The sequence below is a fragment of the Frankia sp. CoBUL1 genome, assembly GCF_978021245.1.
The window spans coordinates 1-20,315 of sequence record NZ_CDXDOS010000010.1 but is presented as its reverse complement, the minus strand read 5'-3'; the positions used below and the strand labels follow the sequence as shown (position 1 = coordinate 20,315).

17 protein-coding genes are annotated in these 20,315 nt (G+C 70.9%); 15 read left to right on the top strand and 2 right to left on the bottom strand.

Annotated elements, in window-relative coordinates:
- Nucleotides 1-7: 7 nt before the first annotated feature.
- From AC08OX_RS02280 to AC08OX_RS02270, 3 genes are all read left to right on the top strand, one after another.
- Entirely contained in the window at nucleotides 8-1,330 is a 1,323-nt protein-coding gene (locus AC08OX_RS02280) for a peptidase M50 (RefSeq protein WP_476606267.1), read from the top strand.
- Nucleotides 1,331-1,372: 42 nt separating this feature from the next.
- Nucleotides 1,373-2,467: a TerC/Alx family metal homeostasis membrane protein gene (locus tag AC08OX_RS02275; RefSeq protein WP_476606266.1), complete on the top strand. Its 1,095-nt coding sequence runs from the start codon at nucleotides 1,373-1,375 to the stop codon at nucleotides 2,465-2,467.
- A gap of 326 nt (nucleotides 2,468-2,793) precedes the next feature.
- Nucleotides 2,794-3,828 (top strand): glycosyltransferase family 2 protein, encoded by a 1,035-nt coding sequence (locus AC08OX_RS02270; RefSeq protein WP_476606265.1) that lies wholly within the window; start codon nucleotides 2,794-2,796, stop codon nucleotides 3,826-3,828.
- Nucleotides 3,829-3,941: 113 nt separating this feature from the next.
- Here AC08OX_RS02270 and AC08OX_RS02265 read toward each other — a convergent pair whose 3' ends face one another.
- A complete protein-coding gene (locus tag AC08OX_RS02265; protein ID WP_476606264.1) occupies nucleotides 3,942-4,649 on the bottom strand; it encodes an MBL fold metallo-hydrolase in 708 nt (235 codons plus the stop codon).
- A 254-nt stretch (nucleotides 4,650-4,903) separates the two neighbouring features.
- On the opposite strand from AC08OX_RS02265, the gene uvrA reads away from it, so the two are divergent.
- Nucleotides 4,904-7,834 (top strand): excinuclease ABC subunit UvrA, encoded by a 2,931-nt coding sequence (uvrA, locus tag AC08OX_RS02260; protein ID WP_476606263.1) that lies wholly within the window; start codon nucleotides 4,904-4,906, stop codon nucleotides 7,832-7,834.
- Here the strand turns inward: uvrA and AC08OX_RS02255 are convergent.
- Nucleotides 7,777-8,190, bottom strand: a complete 414-nt coding sequence (locus AC08OX_RS02255; RefSeq protein ID WP_476606262.1) for an SsgA family sporulation/cell division regulator — start codon at nucleotides 8,188-8,190, stop codon at nucleotides 7,777-7,779. The two genes, uvrA and AC08OX_RS02255, sit on opposite strands and share 58 nt — an antisense overlap.
- 249 nt (nucleotides 8,191-8,439) lie before the next feature.
- Between AC08OX_RS02255 and uvrC the strand changes: the two genes are divergently transcribed.
- The 11 genes from uvrC (at nucleotide 8,440) to AC08OX_RS02200 (ending at nucleotide 20,247) form a co-directional block, all read left to right on the top strand.
- Nucleotides 8,440-10,584, top strand: coding sequence for an excinuclease ABC subunit UvrC (gene uvrC / locus AC08OX_RS02250; RefSeq protein WP_476606261.1), 2,145 nt, complete (start codon nucleotides 8,440-8,442; stop codon nucleotides 10,582-10,584).
- Nucleotides 10,581-11,450 carry an RNase adapter RapZ gene (rapZ, locus tag AC08OX_RS02245; protein WP_011436073.1) on the top strand — a complete coding sequence of 290 codons (870 nt, stop codon included), beginning with the start codon at nucleotides 10,581-10,583 and terminating at the stop codon, nucleotides 11,448-11,450. The genes uvrC and rapZ overlap by 4 nt, the downstream gene beginning before the upstream one ends.
- Nucleotides 11,451-11,457: 7 nt before the next feature.
- Nucleotides 11,458-12,540, top strand: coding sequence for a gluconeogenesis factor YvcK family protein (locus tag AC08OX_RS02240; protein WP_476606260.1), 1,083 nt, complete (start codon nucleotides 11,458-11,460; stop codon nucleotides 12,538-12,540).
- Between the two features lie 5 nt (nucleotides 12,541-12,545).
- A complete protein-coding gene (whiA, locus tag AC08OX_RS02235; protein ID WP_011436075.1) occupies nucleotides 12,546-13,532 on the top strand; it encodes a DNA-binding protein WhiA in 987 nt (328 codons plus the stop codon).
- Between the two features lie 450 nt (nucleotides 13,533-13,982).
- The gene (gene gap, locus AC08OX_RS02230) at nucleotides 13,983-14,990 is read left to right on the top strand and encodes a type I glyceraldehyde-3-phosphate dehydrogenase (RefSeq protein WP_476606259.1); all 1,008 of its coding nucleotides are present in this window, start codon (nucleotides 13,983-13,985) and stop codon (nucleotides 14,988-14,990) included.
- A gap of 132 nt (nucleotides 14,991-15,122) precedes the next feature.
- Nucleotides 15,123-16,325 (top strand): phosphoglycerate kinase, encoded by a 1,203-nt coding sequence (locus AC08OX_RS02225; RefSeq protein WP_476606258.1) that lies wholly within the window; start codon nucleotides 15,123-15,125, stop codon nucleotides 16,323-16,325.
- A gap of 69 nt (nucleotides 16,326-16,394) precedes the next feature.
- Complete coding sequence (gene tpiA, locus AC08OX_RS02220) at nucleotides 16,395-17,321, top strand: triose-phosphate isomerase (protein ID WP_476606257.1); 927 nt, start codon at nucleotides 16,395-16,397, stop codon at nucleotides 17,319-17,321.
- Between the two features lie 93 nt (nucleotides 17,322-17,414).
- Complete coding sequence (locus AC08OX_RS02215; protein ID WP_304413236.1) at nucleotides 17,415-17,582, top strand: oligopeptide/dipeptide ABC transporter ATP-binding protein; 168 nt, start codon at nucleotides 17,415-17,417, stop codon at nucleotides 17,580-17,582.
- Nucleotides 17,583-17,813, top strand: a complete 231-nt coding sequence (gene secG, locus AC08OX_RS02210) for a preprotein translocase subunit SecG (protein WP_011436079.1) — start codon at nucleotides 17,583-17,585, stop codon at nucleotides 17,811-17,813.
- 74 nt (nucleotides 17,814-17,887) lie between these two features.
- On the top strand, nucleotides 17,888-19,654 hold the full coding sequence (locus AC08OX_RS02205) for an ABC transporter substrate-binding protein (RefSeq protein ID WP_476606256.1): 1,767 nt from the start codon (nucleotides 17,888-17,890) through the stop codon (nucleotides 19,652-19,654).
- A 257-nt stretch (nucleotides 19,655-19,911) separates the two neighbouring features.
- Nucleotides 19,912-20,247, top strand: coding sequence for an RNA polymerase-binding protein RbpA (locus tag AC08OX_RS02200; protein ID WP_011436081.1), 336 nt, complete (start codon nucleotides 19,912-19,914; stop codon nucleotides 20,245-20,247).
- Nucleotides 20,248-20,315: the final 68 nt, after the last annotated feature.

Sequence of the window (20,315 nt, the reverse complement as noted above, 5' to 3'; positions counted from 1 at the left end):
AGCGGACATGACCACCCACGACGCCACCCGACGGGGACATCTCCCGCCGATCACGGTGCGTCCGGGACTGGCTGTCTCGGTGGCGATCGTCACTGTCCTCCTCTCCGCGATCACGCTGCCGGCCACCGTGCCCGGCCGGCCCGGATTCGCCTACCTGTCCGGCGGTCTGATCGGGGCGGGCTTGCTCGTGGGCGTCCTGCTGGCCGCCGATCTGATGCGGGCCCGGTCGGCCCGTCGGTCGGGGGTGACCGTTCTCGGCATCACCCTCGGCGCCTTCGGAAGCCGGCTGGTCCTGGCCGGTGCGCCCGACCGCTCCGCGGGCGTGGCGGCCGCCCCTCACCCGGCCGCCCCTCACCCGACCGCCCACCAGCCGGCACTCCACGGTATCGATCTCGCGCCGCCGCCCGTGGCGGCCCTCGATCCCACGCCGGGGACGGGCACCCAGGTCGGCACCCAGGTCGAGGCGCGGATCGCGCGGGCCGGCCTGCTCGTCACCGCTGCCGCCGGGGCCCTGCTCGTCGTGCTCGGTGCCCTGGCACCCGCCGGCATCTGGGAACTGGCCGGCGAGGTGGCCCTGTGGGTGGGTACCTTCGCGCTGCTGGTGACCCTCGTTGACGTCCTTCCCTCCCCGCGCAGCTCCGGCGGCCGGCTGATCGCCGCCCGGGTGGAGCGCCGCACTGGCAGTCGCGCGCGCGCCGAGCAGGCCGCGGCCCGCGCCGGCGTGATCACTGGCTGGTCACTGATCGCCGTCGGGGTGGTCGGGTCGTTTCTGGTCGGGTTCGTCGCGCTGTGGGCCGTCCTGCTGGGTTGGTTGGCGCTGGGCACCTCCCGGTTCGCCCAGGCGCAGCAGCGGACCTACGTCGCGCTGGAGGGTCTGACCGTCCGGGACGTGATGAGCCCGCCGCCGCCGCCGTTGTCCGCCTGGACGACCGTCGCAAGCGCGCTGGACGAGGTTGTACTGCCGTCGCGGAGGGCGGTGTTCGGAGTCGAGGACTTCGACGGATCCCTCGCCGGGGTGGCGCTGTTGCGTGACCTCGCCGCAGTGCCGATGGACGATCGAGGTCTCGCCCGGATCAACCGGGTCATGATTCCGCTGGAGATGGTTGCCACCGCCCGTCCGGACGAGCAGCTGACGGACGTCACCGGCCGGCTTCTGGAGCGGCCGGCCGCGGGCTGCGTCGCCGTCATTGGCGCCGCCCCGGATGACGGTCGCCTTCGCCTGATCGGAACGGTGGGCCCGGTGGAGCTGAAGCAGGCGGTGGAGACCGCCCCGCTGCGCGGGCGCGCCACCACGGTCCGCCCCGCCCATCCCGGCGGCTTCTGGCGCTGACCGCCCGCCGCGGCGGGCACCCGACTCCGTTGGAGATCATCTGTGTACGTGTCCCCCTGGGCTTGGGCCGCCTTCGTCGGCGTCCTGCTCACACTCCTGACCATCGACCTGCTGGCACATCGTCGGGCTCACGTCATCGGCTTTCGCGAGGCCGCGTGGTGGAGCGTTCTGTGGGTCTCGCTGGGCATCGGATTCGCCGGTGTCATCTGGGCTTGGCAGGGCCCGGGGCCCGCCGGCGAGTACGCCGCCGCGTGGCTGCTGGAAAAGAGCCTGTCCGTCGACAACCTCTTCGTCTTCGCGCTGATCTTCTCTTATTTCAGGGTGCCTCGCGCCTACCAGCACCGCGTCCTGTTCTACGGTGTGCTGGGAGCGCTTGTGCTCCGTTTCCTGTTCATCGGGGCCGGCATCGCGCTGCTCGAACGGTTCAGCTTTGTCATCTACGTCTTCGGGGCTTTTCTGCTCTACACGGCGGTCACGATGCTCCGGGGCGACGGCGTCGAGATGGATCCGGGCCGGAGCAGGGCGGTCGCGCTGCTGCGCAAGGTCATTCCGGTCACCGACGACTATCAGGGGCAGCGTTTCGTGTTTCGGCGTGCCGGGAAGCTGGTCGCCACGCCGCTACTGGCCGTCCTCGTCGTGATCGAGACCGCCGACGTCCTGTTCGCGTTCGACTCGGTGCCCGCCGCGCTCGGTGTGACCGACAAGGTGTTCCTGGTCTACACGAGCAACGCCCTGGCCATCCTGGGGCTGCGGTCGTTGTTCTTCCTGCTCTCCGGTCTGATGGAACGTTTCCACCACCTGGCGACGGGGCTCGCGTTCATCCTGGCCTTCATCGGCGTGAAGATGTTGCTCACCGACGTGTGGCACCCGCCGATCGCGCTGTCGCTCGGTGTCATTGTGGTGACATTGGTCGTGGCCATCGTCTGGTCGCTGCGCACCACCCCGCCGGCCCCGCGGTCCGTAACCGAGCCGGAGGGGGTAACCGAGCCGGAGGGGGTAACCGAGCCGGAGGGGGTAACCGAGCCGGAGGGGGTAACCGAGCCGGAGGGGGTAACCGAGCCGGAGGGGGTAACCGAGCCGGAGGGCGTGGCCGAGCCGGAGGGCGTGGCCGAAGGCTCCCAGGCGGTGCCCCGATGACCGGCGGGCGGGTGGCGAACCGGGCCCGGTTCGCCACCCGCCCGGAAACATATCGAGGAATGGTGTCGCGACGCGCCGGGAACGAGGATGCCTGACAGTCCTGGCTCATCGGTTATGCTGGCTCCGGCGGGTACTGCGGTACATTCGGTGCACATCCAGCCGCCGGAACGTATCTCTCTGACGCGGGCGAGGAGACGCGCGGGCGGGAATACTCGACGTTCCGGGACCGATCGTGTGTACTCGTTCGGTGTGAGTCGTGGTCCTTTCTTGCCGATTCTTCCCGAAATTTCGCAGCTCGTTGCGGGCGCACTAGCCGAAGGCGGATGATGCACAGGCTGTTGGCGGTCGTCGTTTCTCACGGGGGATCGACGTCTCTGTACCGGTTGCTGACCACACTGGATGCCATGGCGGAATGTCGGGTATTTCTGGTAGAAAATGATGGGAAATCCAGGCATGATGCGTTGCCGGACGGTGTGCGCGTGGTCCAGGGGCACGGGAACGTCGGATACGGCACCGCGGTGAACCTCGCTGTCCGCCGTGCCCTGGAGGACGGGCTGCGGCCGGAGTGGATCCTGGTGGTCAACAGTGATGTGACGGTCCCTGCCGACACCGCGATGATGATCCCGAAGCTGCTCGCCTGGGCCCCGTCGTCCGCCGACGTGGTCGGCTTCCCGATCCGCGGCACAGCGGGCGAGCGGGGACGGGCGAGTGCCGTCCTGCCGCGCCCGCGGACGAACGCCTACACGGCGGTACGGGGCGAGAGCGCCGCGGTGGAGAGGTGGCCGGAACTGCGCTATCCGGTCGGCGCCTTCTTCGCCGTCCGCTCGGAGATTTTCCTACGGCTGGGCGGATTCGACCCGTCGTACTGGATGTACTACGAGGAGACGGATCTGTTCGCCCGGTTGCACGCCGCGGGCGGGCGCATCGTCTGGGCGGACGACGCCTGGCCGGTCGTTCATGTGGGCGGGGAGACCGTCGGGCGGTCCGGGCTGCTGTACGCCGAACTCGGCCGGTCGGCCGCCACCTATGCCCGGCGGCACCGTCACGACGTGGGCCGGTCGTGGACCGCGGTGCACGCGGCCCAGTTGACCGTCCTCGCCGCGCGCAAATTGGCCGTGGGCCGGTCGCACGACGCGTTGCGCGCGGTCCGGATCCTCTCCGGGCTGGTGAGCGGGCTGGCCCGGCCAGGCTGGGAGCCCGCGGTCAGCTCACGGTGGCACGCCGTCCCGGCCGAGACGCGGCTGCGTCTCGGCCATCTCCGCCCGGTCCCGCGGACGCCGCGGCAGCGGCAGGACGATCTGATCGATGATCTTGCCGACGGCGCCCCCGGCTTCTCTGGCTCCTCTGGCCAGCGGACGTAACGCCAGCATCACCTCGTGCCGGAGGGGGTCTCGGGGGAGTGAGCGTATCCGGTGGCGTGAGTGCCCGGTGGCGTGAGTGCGCGAGCTCGCCGTAGCCGGCCTCACCGCCACCGTCACCAGCCGCGGGCGCGCCATTCCGCCAGGTGCGGGCGTTCGGCGCCGAGGGTGGTGTCGTGTCCGTGGCCGGGGTAGATCCAGGTGGTGTCCGGCAGTGGGCCGAAGATCTTGCGTTCGAGATCGTCCATCAGCGTCGTGAAGGCCTGTTCGTCACCGAACGTGTTTCCAGGGCCGCCAGGGAACAGGCAGTCTCCGGTGAAGAGGTGGGGAGCGGCGGGATCGGCGTCGTAGAGCAGGGCGATGGATCCGGGTGTGTGCCCGACCAGGTGGATCACCCGAAGGGCCGCCGTCCCGACGGCGATCTCGTCCCCCTCGCGCACCTGCCGCGCGGTGGGCACCGGAATGGCCGGGGCATCGTCCGGATGGGCGACCGTGCTGGCCCCGGTGGTGGTGACCACATCTGCGAGGGCCTGAACATGATCATCGTGCCGATGGCTGGTGACCACCGTTGCCAGCCCCGCATCCCCGGCAAGCCGCAGCAGCGTGTCGGCCTCGTTCGCCGCGTCGACGAGCAGCTGCTCCCCGGTGACCGGGCAGCGCAGTAGGTAGGCGTTGTTGTTCATCGGGCCGACGGCGACCTTGGTGATCGTCAGGCCTGGCAGGGTCCGCACGTCGGCCGGACCGCCGACCGTGACTTTCCCGGTGTAGCCGGTGTAGCCGGTGTAGCCGGTGCGGCTGGTGTCGCCGCCGTTGGTGTCGCTCATGATGATCATCTCCGGAGTGGATGGCGCGGATGGGACGGGAACAGGGGATAGCTGCCGGTCGTTACGGTCCGTCGGGTGGCACCGGGAGATCTGACGCCTCTGACGCCTCTGACGCATCCGAGGTCTCTGCCGGATTCGACGGATTCGTCCGGCTGATGGTTAGGTGGCCGCCCCCGGAAAAGTGTCGGTCCTCATCCGTAGCATGGCCACACTCGCCCAGGTCCGGTCTTACTGAAGATCATGAGGGTTTGTCGATGGCCGATCTTCTTGTCGTGCGTGGCGCGCGTGAACACAATCTCCGTGACGTCGACCTCGACCTGCCCCGCGGCGGGCTGATCGTCTTCACCGGTATGTCCGGGTCCGGCAAGTCCAGCCTCGCCTTCGACACAATCTTCGCCGAGGGGCAGCGGCGCTACGTGGAGTCGCTGTCGGCCTATGCGCGGCAGTTCCTCGGGCAGATGGACAAGCCCGACGTCGACTTCATCGAGGGGCTGTCTCCGGCCGTCTCCATCGATCAGAAGTCGACCTCGCGCAACCCGCGGTCCACCGTCGGCACGATCACCGAGGTCTACGACTACCTGCGGCTGCTCTTCGCCCGCGCCGGCCGCCCGCACTGCCCGAAGTGCGGGCGGCTGATCTCCCGGCAGACCCCGCAGCAGATCGTCGATCGGCTGCTGGAGTTGCCCGAAGGCACCCGCTTCCAGGTGCTGGCCCCGGTGGTGCGTGGCCGCAAGGGCGAGTACGTCGACCTGTTCGCCGAGCTGCAGAGCTCCGGGTTCGCACGGGCCCGCGTCGACGGCACGGTGGTGCCGCTCACCGATCCGCCGAAGCTGGAGAAGCAGCGCAAGCATACGATCGAGGTCGTCGTCGATCGGCTCGCGATCAAGTCGTCAGCGAAGCGGCGGCTCACCGACTCGGTGGAGACGGCCCTGAAGCTGGGCGGCGGGCTCGTCCTGGTTGACTTCGTCGACCGCGACACCGACGATCCCGAGCGCGAGCGGATGTACTCCGAGCATCTGGCCTGCCTCTACGACGACCTCTCCTTTGAGGAGCTGGAGCCGCGGTCGTTCTCGTTCAACTCGCCGTACGGCGCCTGCCCCGAGTGCACCGGGATTGGGACCCGCAAGGAGGTCGACCCGGAGCTCGTCGTGCCCGACCCCACCCTGTCGCTGGCGCAGGGCGCGGTGGCCCCCTGGTCGGGCGGCCACAACAAGGAGTACTTCGAACGGTTGCTCACGGCCCTCGCCGAGGACCTCAGCTTCAGGATGGACACCCCGTGGGAGGGGCTGCCCGAGCGGGCCCGCAAGGCCGTGCTGTACGGCAGCGGCGACACCGAGATCCACGTCGGCTACACCAACCGCTACGGCCGCAAGCGTTCCTACCACACCTCCTTCGAGGGCGTGATCGGTTTCCTGGGCCGCCGGCACCGCGAGGCCGAGTCGGACAGCAGCCGGGAGCGGTACGAGGGCTACATGCGCGACATCCCCTGCCCGGCCTGCCGCGGCGCGCGGCTAAAGCCGGAGTCACTCGCGGTGACGCTGGGTGGCCGGTCGATCGCCGAGGTTTCGGGTCTGGCGATCGGCGAGTGCGCCGTGTTCCTGCGCCGGCTCGACCTCACCGAACGGGAGCGGACCATTGCCGGTCGGGTGCTCAAGGAGGTCGACGCGCGGCTGACGTTCCTGCTGGACGTGGGGCTGGACTACCTCTCCCTCGACCGGGCCGCCGGCACCCTGGCGGGCGGCGAGGCACAGCGCATCCGGCTGGCCACCCAGATCGGTTCCGGGCTCGTCGGGGTGCTGTACGTGCTCGACGAGCCGTCGATCGGCCTGCACCAGCGGGACAACCGCCGGCTCATCCAGACCCTGCTGCGGCTGCGCGACCTGGGTAACACGCTCATCGTCGTCGAGCACGACGAGGACACGATTCGCGCCTCCGACTGGGTGGTCGACATCGGCCCCGGCGCCGGCGAGCACGGCGGCCGGGTCGTCGTCTCCGGGCCGGTCGAGAAGCTGCTCGCCAGCGAGGAGTCGATGACCGGCGCCTACCTGTCCGGGCGGCGGCGGGTCCCGGTGCCCGACATCCGCCGGGTGCCGGCCAAGGGCCGGGCACTGACCGTACACGGGGCCCGGGAGCACAACCTGCGCGACGTCACCGTGTCGTTCCCGCTGGGCTGTTTCGTGGCCGTCACCGGGGTGTCGGGCTCGGGGAAGTCCACCCTCGTCAACGACATCCTCGCCGCCGTCCTGGCGAACAAGTTCAACGGCGCCCGGCAGGTGCCGGGCCGGCACCGCACTGTCAGCGGGCTCGACCACCTCGACAAGGCGGTCCGGGTCGACCAGTCCCCGATCGGACGCACACCGCGGTCCAACCCCGCCACCTACACCGGCGTGTTTGACCACATCCGCCGGCTGTTCGCCGAGACGACCGAGGCGAAGGTCCGTGGCTATCTGCCGGGCCGGTTCTCGTTCAACGTCAAGGGCGGGCGGTGCGAGGCGTGTTCCGGTGACGGCACCCTCAAGATTGAGATGAACTTCCTGCCAGACGTGTACGTGCCGTGCGAGGTCTGCCACGGCGACCGGTACAACCGGGAGACGCTGGAGGTGCACTACAAGGGCAGGAACATCGCCGAGGTGCTCGACATGCCGATCGAGGAGGCGGCGGAGTTCTTCGCCGCGGTGCCGGCCATCGCCCGCCACCTGCGGACGCTGAACGACGTCGGCTTGGGGTACGTCCGGCTCGGCCAGTCGGCGCCGACCCTGTCCGGCGGCGAGGCGCAGCGGGTCAAGCTCGCCTCGGAGCTGCAGCGGCGCTCCACCGGCCGGACGGTCTACGTGCTCGACGAGCCGACGACCGGTCTGCACTTCGAGGACATCCGCAAGCTGCTCGGCGTGCTCGGCCGGCTGGTCGACGCCGGGAACACGGTCATCGTGATCGAGCACAACCTCGATGTCATCAAGACGGCGGACTGGATCATTGACCTGGGTCCGGAGGGGGGCACGGGAGGCGGCCGTGTCGTCGCGCAGGGGTCGCCCGAGGCCGTGGCGGCGGTCGAGGAGAGCCACACCGCGGTCTTCCTCCGGGAGATCCTCAGGGACCAGGTCGCCGAGGTGGGACCGCTCCCGCCCGCTCAGGTCCGCAGCAGGTCCGCGAGGACGGCGTCCAGCTCCTGTTCGGTGTGCTCCTGACCGGTCGGGACAAGCCGCTCGGTGCGGTCCAGGAAGCTGCGTAGCGACGACGCCGCGACCACTACCACGGACTGGCGGTCGCCGTGCACCAAGTCGAGCCGCACGCCGCGCCGATCCGTGTCGGGACCGATCCGGACGTCCCCGTCGCCCACCGCCGTCTCCAGGCCGGCGCGCAGGGTGTCGCGTGGTGCGACCCAGCTGCCCTGCGGCAGCGCGGGATGCTCCGGCCTGGACACCAGCGTCATGGACACGGCCAACGGGTCGCGGGCGCCCCAGCAGATCTGGAACACGGTGATCCGCCCACGGCTGGACGCGTCGTCCACGACGAACTCCGCCGTGACGTCCTTACCAAGCACGCGCTGGCTCCCTCGGTTCGCTTGCCCGATGTCTCGAGGGTCGCAGCCCTCCGCCCCGGACGCCAACGGGGGCCCCGAAACAGCGGAAGGTGTGTAATCGGTCACGACGCTACCGGGTGGCCGTCGCCGCTCGTTACCCTACCGCCACCACCGGAGGGAACCCGCCGTCAAGCCCGCGCGCTATGCGTGATGAAATGGTTACGTGCAGGTGCTGCTTGCTCGGGATGAAGGTCGCCGTAGGCTCGGTTCATGGCTGATCCGGCGTCCTACCGGCCCGCGCCGGGCTCGATCCCCGAGACACCCGGTGTCTATCGTTTCCGTGACGAGCACGGTCGTGTGCTCTATGTCGGCAAGGCCAAGAACCTGCGGGCCCGGCTGGCCAACTACTTCGCCGAGTTGCACACCCTCCATCCGCGTACGCAGCACATGGTCTCCTCGGCGAGCTCGGTCGACTGGACCGTCGTCTCGACCGAGGTCGAGGCCCTCCAGCTCGAGTACACGTGGATCAAGCAGTTCGACCCGCGCTTCAACGTCCGCTACCGCGACGACAAGAGCTACCCGAGTCTCGCCGTGACCCTCCACGAGGAGTTCCCGCGCCTGCAGGTCATGCGGGGACCCAAGCGCAAGGGCGTCCGGTACTTCGGCCCGTACGCGCATGCCTGGGCCATCCGGGAGACCCTCGATCTGCTCCTGCGGGTCTTCCCCGCCCGCACGTGCTCGGGCGGGGTCTTCAAACGGGCCGCGCAGGTCGGACGGCCGTGCCTGCTCGGGTACATCGACCGGTGCTCGGCACCCTGCGTGGGACGGGTCGACGCGGCCACCCATCGGGAGATCGTCGAGGACTTCTGCGACTTCATGTCCGGGCAGACGGGCCGTTACCTGCGTCGGCTCGAACGGGAGATGCAGCAGGCGGCGCAGGCCCAGGAGTACGAACGCGCCGCGCGGCTGCGCGACGACATCGGCGCCCTGCGCCGCGCGGTCGAGAAGCAGGCCGTGGTCCTGCCCGACGGCACCGACGCCGACGTCATCGCCTTCGCCGAGGACGAGCTGGAGGCCGCCGTCACGGTGTTCTACGTGCGTGGCGGGCGGGTACGCGGCCAGCGGGGCTGGGTCGTCGACAAGCTCGACGAGGTCACGACCGCGGACCTCGTCGAGCAGTTCCTCACCCAGGAGTACCTCGACGGCACGGGAGCGGCCTCGACCGGGACCGCCGGTTCGACGGTGCCCACGACCACCGCGGGCTCCCAGGGGGAGGGCATCCCCCGCGAGATCCTGGTGCCCGCCCTGCCGCCCGATGTCGAGGCGGTCACCGAACTGCTCGGCGCGGCCCGGGGTAGCCGCGTCGAGGTCCGCGTGCCCCGCCGTGGGGACAAGCGCACCCTGCTCGAAACGGTGGAGCGCAACGCCAAGCAGGCGTTCGCGCTGCACCGGACGAAGCGGGCCAGTGACCTCACCGCCCGCAGCCGTGCCCTCGCCGAGCTTCAGGAGGCCCTGGAGCTGCCCGACGCGCCGCTGCGCATCGAGTGCTTCGACGTCTCGAACACCCAGGGCACGAACGTCGTGGCGAGCATGGTCGTGTTCGAGGACGGCCTGCCGCGCAAGTCCGAGTACCGCAGGTTCGCGATCCGCGGCATCGCCGGTCGGGAGGGTGCCGGCCGGGAGGGCGCCGGCCGGGACAGGGCTGCCGGGGACGACGTGGCGAGCATGTACGAAACCATCCACCGGAGGTTCTCGCGCTACCTCGCCGAGCGGTCCCGCATTGGCGACATTGGCGACATCGCCGCCATCGGCGAGCTTGGCGACATCGCCGGCGCGCCGGGTGCCGCGCAGCCGATCGATCCGGGGACCGGGCGGCCGCGCCGGTTCGCCTACCCGCCGAACCTCGTCGTGGTGGACGGCGGGGCGCCCCAGGTGGCTGCGGCGGCCTGGGCGCTTGACGAGCTCGGCATCGACGCCGGCCCCGGCGGGGTGGCGCTGTGCGGGCTGGCGAAGCGGCTGGAGGAGGTCTGGCTGCCGGACACCGCGGACCCGGTCATCCTCCCGCGGACGTCCGAGGCGCTCTACCTGCTGCAACGGGTGCGCGACGAGGCGCACCGCTTCGCCATCGCCTACCACCGGCAGAAGCGGTCCACGGCCATGGTGGCCTCCGCCCTCGACGAGGTCCCCGGCCTGGGTGACACCCGGCGCAAGGCCCTGCTGCGCCACTTCGGTTCGGTGGCGAAGATACGGGCGGCGAGTGCCGAGCAGATCGCGCAGGTGCCCGGCATCGGCCCGCGGACGGCGGCGGCGATCGTCACCGCGCTGGCCCGGTCGGCGCCGGGCCGCGCCGACGCGCCCGCCCCCGTCGTCGACCCGCGCACCGGAGAGATTCTCGACACGGAGACCGTCTCATGACCACCCCGACCCTGGATCTGGCGATCATCACCGGGCTGTCCGGCGCCGGGCGCAGCACCGCGGCGAAGTGTCTGGAGGACCTGGGCTGGTTCGTCGTCGACAACCTTCCCCCGGAGCTGCTGTCCACCATGGCTGAGCTGGGCCGTCGTTCCGGTGGGGCAATCAGCCGCATCGCCGTCGTGGTGGACGTGCGGGGCCGGCCGTTTTTCTCTGACCTGCGCGCCGCGATCGCGGCGCTCGACGCGCGGGGCATGCATCCCCGGATGCTGTTCCTCGAGGCCAGCGACGACGCGTTGATCCGCCGGTTCGAGCACGTCCGCCGGCCGCATCCGCTGCAGCGCGACGAGCGGGTGGTCGACGGCATCGGCCGGGAACGGATTCTGCTCGCCGAGCTGCGCGGCGAGGCCGACCTGGTCCTCGACACCACCGACCTGAACGTCCACGAGTTGCGGTCGAAGATCGACGCCGCGTTCGGGCAGCCGAACGCCAACCGGCTCAACGCCACGGTGGTGTCGTTCGGGTACAAGTACGGACTTCCGCTGGATGCGGATCTCGTCGCCGACTGCCGGTTCCTGCCCAACCCGCACTGGGTGGAGGCGCTGCGCCCGTTCACCGGCCGCGATCCGCAGGTGCGCGACTATGTGCTGGCCCAGCCGGGAGCGCAGGACTTCCTCGACCAGTACTCGGCGCTGCTCCGCCTGGTCGGCGAGGGCTACGCCCGTGAGGGCAAGCGGTATCTCACGCTGGCCGTCGGGTGCACCGGCGGCAAGCACCGTAGCGTCGCGATCGCCGAGCAGCTCGGCATCCGGCTCGCCGCGGGCGGCGTGGGAGTCCGGGTGGTGCACCGTGACCTGGGACGGGAGTGAACCATCCGTGAACCTCAAGGGCGTAGCCGCGCGCTCCGACGGTCCGGACCGGGCACCGGCGGTCGTCGCCTTCGGCGGTGGCCACGGGCTCGCCGCCTCGCTCGCCGCGCTCCGGCAGATCACCCCGGCGCTTACCGCCGTGGTGACCGTCGGTGACGACGGTGGATCCTCCGGGCGGCTGCGCGCGGAGCTCGGCGCGCTGCCCATGGGCGATCTGCGAATGGCCCTGGCCGCGCTGGCCGGACCGGACGGATGGTCGACCACCTGGGCGGACGTGTTCCAGCACCGGTTCGGCGGCGACGGGCCGCTCGCCGGGCACGCGGTCGGCAACCTCGTGCTGACCGCGCTCGCCGAGCGCGCCGGATCACCGGTGGCCGCGCTCGACCTGGCCGCCACCCTCCTCGGCGTGCGGGGGCGGGTGCTGCCGTTGTCGACCAGGGGCATCGACATCGTCGCCGACGTCGTGGGGCTGGATCCGGCGGCGCCCACCGCCGAGGTCGAGGTGCGCGGGCAGGCCGCGGTGGCCACGACCGGTGGACGGGTCGCGGGTGTCCGGCTGTCGCCGGCGGCACCGCCGGCCTGTCCGGAGGCGGTGACCGCGGCGGCCGCGGCCGACTGGATCATCCTTGGACCGGGATCGCACTACACGAGCATGCTGCCGCATCTGCTGGTTCCTGAGATGAACCGGGCGATCGCGACGTCCCGGGCGAACCGGGTGATGGTGTTGAATCTGGCCGCCCAGCCGGGGGAGACCGAGGGATACACCCCCCAGGCCCATCTCCACTCCCTCGGCCGGCACGTTCCCGGCCTGCGGCTGGACGTGGTGATCGCTGATCCGACCGCCGTGCCCGACCCCGATCTGCTCGCCCGGGCGGCGGCGGACGTCGGTGCCCGGCTCCATCTGGCGCCGGTGCGGATCCCCGGCGCGCCCGTGCACGATCCGGTCCGGCTCGCCGCGGCCTTCCGTGCGGTGTTCGCGGGACTCCCGGAGGCGACCTGCCCGACGCCCGCGTCCCGGCGGCCGGTCACGCAGTACTCATCGTCCGGCGGACCGGTCCGCCGGACCCCATCCGGTGAAGCCAAGGAGTGATCGGTGTGGCGGCGATGACGGCCACCGTCAAGGACGAACTGAGCCGGCTGCGGGTCGCGAAGCCCTGTTGCCGGCGGGCCGAGATGGCGGCCCTGCTGCGCTTCGGTGGGGGGCTGCACATCGTCGGTGGTCGCATCGTGGTCGAGGCGGAACTCGATACTGGCGCGACCGCCCGCCGGTTGCGTCGTGAGGTCGCCGAGGTCTTCGGCTTCCCCTCGACGGTGGCCGTGCTGGCCGCCGGTGGGCTGCGCCGCTCGGTGCGCTACATCGTGCGCGTCGAGCGAGACGGCGAGCAGCTCGCGCGGTCCACCGGCCTGCTCGACCAGCGTGGCCGTCCGGTGCGCGGGCTGCCGCCGCAGGTGGTCACGGGCTCCGCCTGTGACGCCGCGGCGGCCTGGCGGGGCGCGTTCCTCGCCCACGGTTCGCTGACCGAGCCGGGTCGGTCCTGCTCGCTGGAGGTGACCTCGCCTGGTCCAGAGGCCGCGCTCGCCCTGGTCGGCGCGGCGCGTCGGCTGGGGGTCCAGGCCAAAAGCCGGGACGTGCGCGGCGTCGATCGCGTCGTCATCCGCGACGGCGACGCGATCGGCGCGCTGCTGACCAGGATCGGTGCGCACGACAGCCTGCTCGCCTGGGAGGAACGGCGGATGCGCCGGGAGGTCCGGGCGACCGCCAACCGGCTGGCGAACTTCGACGACGCCAACCTGCGCCGCTCCGCCCGGGCCGCGGTGGCCGCCGGCGCCCGGGTGCAGGCCGCGATGCGCATCCTCGGTGACGACGCCCCGGAGCACCTGCTGGCGGCCGGCCGGTTGCGCATCGAGCACGCGCAGGCCTCCCTGGAGGAGCTGGGCGCGCTCGCGGACCCGCCGCTGACCAAGGATGCGGTCGCCGGCCGGATCCGCCGGCTGCTGGCGCTCGCCGACAAGAGGGCCAACGCGCTCGGTATCCCCAACACCGAGGCGAGCGTCTCCCCGGATCTCCTTGAGAACGCCTGAGCAACAGCGGCCCAGGTCAGGCCCAGACATTTCATACCTGCAAGTCATACCCGCAAGTGGACTACTGGCCCAGTAGCACCATCGGGATCGGATGGCTCTTCGGGGCTCTTCGGGGTGGGGTCCGCCCCGTGGGACGCCCGCCTGGGCGGTTCGGCCGGCGTCAGCGCGGGTCCACGGGATCTGCCGGCCCCCGGCCCTGCGCGGAGGCGCACCGGCGGTGCGGCAGCGCAGCCATGTGATGGGATGTAGTTTCCGGGTGGGGCGTGCCCGCACCGTGTGAGGAGACCAACATCGCACGGTTCGGATTCCCGCCGATGATGTGCAAACTCGTTAGGCTCCTGCCTCGACAGCGCCACATGAACGAGAACGTCACAACCGAACGACGACGTCGCGATGGAACGACGGCGTGACTATCGAAACGACGAGACAAGACGGTAGGGAGTCCTGGACGTGGCTACGCGGGTGGGTGTCAACGGCTTCGGGCGAATCGGTCGTAACTTCTGGCGGGCGCTCGCGGTGAGCAACCGGAACGATCTTGAGATCGTCGCGGTCAACGACCTGACCGACAACAAGACTCTCGCGCATCTGCTCAAGTACGACACCACGCTGGGTACGCTGTCCGCTGCGGTCAGCGTCGTTGACGAGGGTATCCGCGTCGGTGACACCGTGATCAAGGTGCTGGCCGAGCGCGACCCGGCGGCGCTGCCCTGGGCCGATCTGGGCGTGGACGTCGTCATCGAGTCCACCGGCCGCTTCACCAAGGCGGCGGATGCGGGCAAGCACCTGCAGGCGGGTGCCAAGAAGGTCATCATCTCGGCGCCGGCCAAGGACGAGGACATCACTGTGGTGATAGGCGTGAACGACGACGCCTACGACCCGGCCAGGCACCACATCCTGTCCAACGCATCCTGCACGACGAACTGCGTCGCGCCGATGGCGAAGGTGCTCGACGAGGCCTTCGGTATCAGCCAGGGGCTGATGACCACCATCCACGCCTACACCAACGACCAGGTCATCCTGGACTTCCCGCACTCGGACCTGCGGCGGGCGCGGGCTGCGGCGCAGAACATCATCCCGACCACCACGGGTGCGGCGAAGGCCACCGCGCTGGTCCTGCCCCACCTCAAGGGCAAGCTCGACGGACTGGCGATGCGGGTGCCGGTCCTCGACGGCTCGGTCACCGACCTGGTGGCCACCCTGGACAAGAAGGCCAGCAAGGAAGAGGTCAACGCGGCGTTCAAGGCGGCGGCGGAGGGCCCGCTGAAGGGCTACCTTGTCTACACCGAGGACCCGATCGTCTCCTCTGACATCGTCAACACCCCGGCGTCCTGCACGTTTGACTCGCTGCTGACGATGTCCGCCGGCAATCAGGTGAAGGTCGTCGGCTGGTACGACAACGAGTGGGGCTACTCCAACCGGCTGGTCGACCTGACCGCGCTGGTCGCCGCGCGCCTCTAGGCCCGCGCGCCGCCGGCCGGCGAAACCCGTCGGGCGGCGCCGGTCCTCCCCGGCCGTTCCTCCCGACCGGGCCGGAGAGGATCCTCTCCGGCTCTTCCTCGACAATTTCTCTCCCCAATGGAGTAACGAAGCGTGAGGACGATCGACGACCTGCAGGTCGCCGGGCACCGAGTGCTGGTCCGCAGCGACCTGAACGTGCCACTGGATCGTTCCGGTGACACCCCGCGCATCACCGACGACGGCCGGGTCCGCGCCAGCGTCCCGACCATCTCCGCGCTGCTGGACCGGGGCGCCCGGGTGGTCGTGAGCTCGCACCTGGGCCGGCCGAAGGGCGAACCGGACCCGAAGTACTCCCTGGAGCCGGTGGCGGGTCGGCTCGCCGAGCTGCTGGGCCGGCCGGTGGCGTTCGCCGGCGACGGCAGCGGTGACATCGCCGGTGCGCATGCCCGCGAGGTGGTCGCCGGGCTCGGGGACGGCGAGGTGGCCCTGCTGGAGAACCTGCGCTTCGCAGCCGGGGAGACCAGCAAGGACGCGGCGATCCGCGCGGCCTTCGCCGACGAGCTGTCGGCGCTCGCCGAGTTCTACGTCGGGGACGCCTTCGGCGCGGTCCACCGGGCCCATGCCAGCGTCGCCGACGTCCCGAAGCGGCTGCCGCACGCCGCGGGTCGGCTCGTGCTTACCGAGCTGGAAGTGCTCCGCCGGCTCAGCAGCGACCCGGCGCGTCCCTACAGTGTCGTGCTCGGCGGGTCCAAGGTGTCCGACAAGCTCGGCGTGATCCGCGCGCTGCTGCCCAAGGTCGACGCGTTGCTCGTCGGCGGGGGGATGTGCTTCACCTTCCTGGCGGCGCTCGGTCACGGGGTCGGCGGGTCGCTGCTGGAGAGCGAGATGATCGAAACGTGCAAGGAGCTGCTCGCCGAGGGCGGGGAGCGGATCGTGCTGCCGACCGACGTCGTCGTCGCGGACAGGTTCGCCGCCGACGCGGACACCGCCGTCGTCGCGGCTGACGCCATCCCCGCCGGCTGGCTCGGGCTCGACACCGGCCCGGCGTCGACGGAGCTGTTCGCCGCGCGGCTGGCCGGAGCGGCCACGGTCTTCTGGAACGGGCCGATGGGCGTGTTCGAGCTCGCGCCGTTCGCCGCGGGCACCCGGGGGGTGGCCGAGGCGGTCGCCGCCGGCAAGGGGTTCTCCGTCGTGGGTGGCGGCGACTCCGCCGCGGCGGTCCGCACGCTCGGCATCCCGGAGGATGCCTTCAGCCACATCTCGACCGGCGGCGGCGCGAGCCTGGAATACCTGGAGGGCAAGACGCTGCCCGGGCTCGCGGCCCTCGATGTCTGATTTCCGCGGGACGTCCGGCCTCCGCGGGACGTCCGGCCTCCGCGGGACCTCCGGGGCCGGGGCCGGCTGATGGCCCTGCTGGGCCGGGGAAGATCTGAGCGAGGTTCCGACAGGGGATCCGGGAAGAACAGGGGATCCGGGAAGGACGAGGACGGCGTGGGCAAGGACAGGTCGGTGAAGGGCGCTGCCGGTTCAAAGGGCGCCGCCGGCGTCAAGGGCACCGGCCGACGGACGCTGGTAGCCGGCAACTGGAAGATGAACCTCAATCACCTCGAGGCGATCGCGCTGGTGCAGAAGATCGCCTTCGATCTCAAGCCCGCCGAGCTGGAGACCGTCGAGGTCGTTGTTCTCCCGCCGTTCACCGATCTGCGCAGCGTGCAGACCCTGGTGGACGGGGACAAGCTCGCCATCGCCTACGGGGGGCAGGACCTCTCCCCCTACGCGTCGGGTGCGCACACCGGTGACATCAGCGGGGCGATGCTGGCCAAGCTCGGCTGCGACTACGTCGTCGTCGGGCACTCCGAGCGCCGGGCCGACCACCACGAGGACGACGCGCTGGTGGCGGCCAAGGCGAAGGCGGCCTTCTCCGTGGGGCTCACCCCTATCCTGTGCGTGGGGGAGCCCGAGGAGATCCGGGCCGCCGGCACCCAGGTCGAGCACGTGCTGCGTCAGCTCGAGCGGTCGCTGGCTGGCATCACCGCCGAGCAGGCCGCGACGATCGTCATCGCCTACGAGCCGGTGTGGGCGATCGGCACTGGCCGCACCGCCTCCGCGCAGGACGCCCAGGACATGTGCGCGGCGGTCCGCGGCCAGCTGGCCAGGCAGTACGGCGATGAGATCGCCGCGGGGATCCGTGTCCTCTACGGCGGCTCGGTGAAGGCAGCGAACGCCGGCGAGCTGTTCACCATGCCGGACGTGGACGGCGGGCTGGTCGGCGGGGCGAGCCTGGTCGCCGAGGAGTTCGTCGGCATCGTGCGCAGCGGGCCGCCGGCCTGACGGCGGACGCGTCCGCGCACTCGCCCTGCCGCCGGCCGTCCCGGTGCCGGACCACCGGACCAGGCGAAGCACTGTCGGTGAGAGCGGATACTGTTGCGTGGCGACGTGTCCGGCCCGCCCGATCCCCTCAAGGCGTGCCGGTTCCACCCACGTTGCTGGAAGGCCGAGGAGGTGTGTAGGACGGTGGAACCGCCCTTGTCGGAGGTTCGGCCTGGGCACCGAGCGGCCTGCCACTTCCCCGAGGAGCGGGAGCTGGTCTAGATGACGATCGGTCTGTCGATCGCCCTGATTGTCGCAAGTATTCTGATGATCATGCTTGTGCTGTTGCACCGAGCCAAGGGAGGCGGGCTGTCCACCCTGTTCGGCGGCGGCGTGTCCTCGTCGCTGGGTGGGTCCTCGGTTGTGGAGAAGAACCTCGACCGGTTGACCATCGCTGTTGGGATCATCTGGTTCACCTGCATCGTCGGTCTCGGTCTGCTGCTGAAGAATTGAACGCCCAGTTCGGCCCGCGCCCTGGTCGCGGCCGCGGGAGTGGTCGCGGCCGTGGAGGCCGGCTGCCTCGCCTCGTGTCCGTGCTCGCCACGGTCCTGGCTGCCACGGTCCTGGCTGCCACGGTGACCGCCTGCAGCGGTGGCTCGGGGGACGGATCGCGTGAGCTCGCTGCCAGTCCCACCCCGGCGACGACCACCACGCCCCCTCCGTCCGGCAAGCCGGGCGGCACGCTGCGGATCGTCACCCAGTGGATGCCCAGTGGCGATCCGGGCTGGGCCGACCAGCCCGGCGAGCGGGCGGTCAGCCGGCTCGTGACCCGCCAGCTGTACAGCTATCCCTCCGACGAGGACACGACGAAGTCGACCATCCCGCGGCCGGACCTCGCCGTCGGCGCGCCGGTCGTCACCGAGAACGGGCTGGTCTACACGGTGCGGCTGCGTCCCGCGGCGCGCTGGGACACCCCCAACCAGCGCCGGATCACTGCCAACGACGTCGCCCGCGGCATCAAGCGACTGTGCACGCCCCCGAACCTGTCACCGCTGCGCGGCTACTTCACGGCGACCATCGTCGGATTCCGGGAGTTCTGTGCCCAGCTGGCGGCGACCCCGGTTGCCGACGCCGCGGCCTTCGTCGAGAGCAGCACCGTGGAGGGCATCGAGATCGTCGGCGACGACACGCTCGCGTTCCACCTACTGGCCCCGGTAAACGACTTCGTGGACGTGCTGGCGCTGCCGGCGGCCTCCCCGGTGCCGCTGGAGGCCCTGGCCTACCCGCCGGACTCGCTGGAGTACCTGCACAACCTGGTCTCGGCCGGGCCGTACCGGTTCACGGTCGCCCCCGGCGAGGGGTACCGGCTGTCGCGCAGCCCATCCTGGAGCGCGTCCTCGGACGGGATCCGCCGTGCCCTGCCCGACCATATAACGATCTTCGACGGCCTGAGTCCGGAGGCCATGCAGCAGGAGCTGGAGAGCGGCGACGCGGACATGTCGCTCGACGGGAAAATACCCGACAGCCGGGCCGTGGAGCTCGCCAGGGCGAACGACCCCCGTCTCGTGGTCGACGGGGTCGGGGTCACCCTGGCGCTCACCGTCGGGTTCAACGGGCCCTCCGCGGCCGCGCTGCGTGAGCTGTCGGTCCGCCGGGCGCTGCCCTACTGCATCGACCGGGTGAGCCTCGCGGCAGCGCTCGGCGGCCCCGAGTTCGCCGCTGCCGCCACCGGGTTGCTGCAGGAGACGATGACCGGCTACACCGACGCGGATCCCTTCCCGAGCCCGGCGGGACTCGGCGACGCGGCCCGTTGCCGGGAGGCGCTGAGCCACACCCCCGGCGGACCCGTCACGGCGCTGTCCCTGCTCACCACGGACAGCGCCACCGACGTGGCGGCCGCCGAGGCACTGCGGACCGCCTTCGCCCGTTCCGGTATCCGCCTCGACATCCGGATCCGGACCGGCGAGCGCTACCGCGCGGCAGCCGTCCACCCCACCGGGCAGTTCTGGGACCTGGCGCTCACCATTATCGCCCCGGACTGGTACGGCGACGCGGGCCGCACCGTCTTCCAGCCGTTGCTGGACGAGACGTGGGCCGGCCCCAGGCCGGCCGACGGCGGCTACCGGGATCCGGGCGCCCTGCATCTGCTCGTCACGGCGCTGCGGGCCACCAGCGAGGCGACCGCCGCGAACAACTGGGCCGACCTGGAGCACACGGTGGTCGGGCAGGTCGCGGTGATCCCGCTGGCCGTCGTGCACACCCCGCAGTTCCACAGCACGGACGTCACCGCGTTCACGATCGTGCCGTCGATCGGCACCGCCGATCCGACCGCGGTCTCGCTGGGGTCCGGATGACAGCCGACCTGCACACGCTCCTCCCACCGGGGGTAACGCCAGGGGTAACCAGGCGGGGGTGGCCGGTGCATCCATGGGTGGCTCTCGCGGCCTACACTCCCTCCAGGACGTACCCGGAGGAACATCCAGGGAAAAGCGCCGGGAACGTCAGGTTTACGAAACCGGGTACGAGGTTTCGCGGCACTCGAGGCCACGAAATCGGCAGGCACGGTTTCCGTGCTACCACCCATGGGACGAGACGAAGGAGCACGCGGGCCGTGGCAGGTGGCAACGCCATCCGGGGGAGCCGGGTCGGGGCAGGACCGATGGGAGAGGCGGAACGGGGCGAGACCGCGCCCCGGCAACGTATCTCCTTCTGGTGCGCTAACGCGCACGAGACGAGACCGTCGTTCGCTGCGGATGCGGCGATCCCCGACACATGGGATTGTCCGAGCTGTGGTTTTCCGGCGGGACGGGATCGGGACAACACCCCGGCCCCGCCGCGCACCGAGCCGTACAAGACCCATCTCGCCTACGTGCGGGAACGACGGAACGAAAAGGACGGCGAGGCGATCCTCGCCGAGGCGCTCGCCAAGCTTCGGGGCGCATCCTAGCCCGGCCCGGCCTGGCCCGACCCCGGCGGCGACCGTCGGCGCACGCGCGCCCCGCCCCCGCCCCCGCA

Coding starts and splice junctions, on each gene's coding strand:
- AC08OX_RS02280 (WP_476606267.1), top strand. CDS start 8: ATGACCACCCACGACGCCACCCGACGGGGACATCTCCCGCCGATCACG.
- AC08OX_RS02270 (WP_476606265.1), top strand. CDS start 2,794: ATGCACAGGCTGTTGGCGGTCGTCGTTTCTCACGGGGGATCGACGTCT.
- AC08OX_RS02265 (WP_476606264.1), bottom strand. CDS start 4,649: ATGAGCGACACCAACGGCGGCGACACCAGCCGCACCGGCTACACCGGC.
- uvrA (WP_476606263.1), top strand. CDS start 4,904: ATGGCCGATCTTCTTGTCGTGCGTGGCGCGCGTGAACACAATCTCCGT.
- uvrC (WP_476606261.1), top strand. CDS start 8,440: ATGGCTGATCCGGCGTCCTACCGGCCCGCGCCGGGCTCGATCCCCGAG.
- rapZ (WP_011436073.1), top strand. CDS start 10,581: ATGACCACCCCGACCCTGGATCTGGCGATCATCACCGGGCTGTCCGGC.
- tpiA (WP_476606257.1), top strand. CDS start 16,395: ATGGCCCTGCTGGGCCGGGGAAGATCTGAGCGAGGTTCCGACAGGGGA.
- secG (WP_011436079.1), top strand. CDS start 17,583: ATGACGATCGGTCTGTCGATCGCCCTGATTGTCGCAAGTATTCTGATG.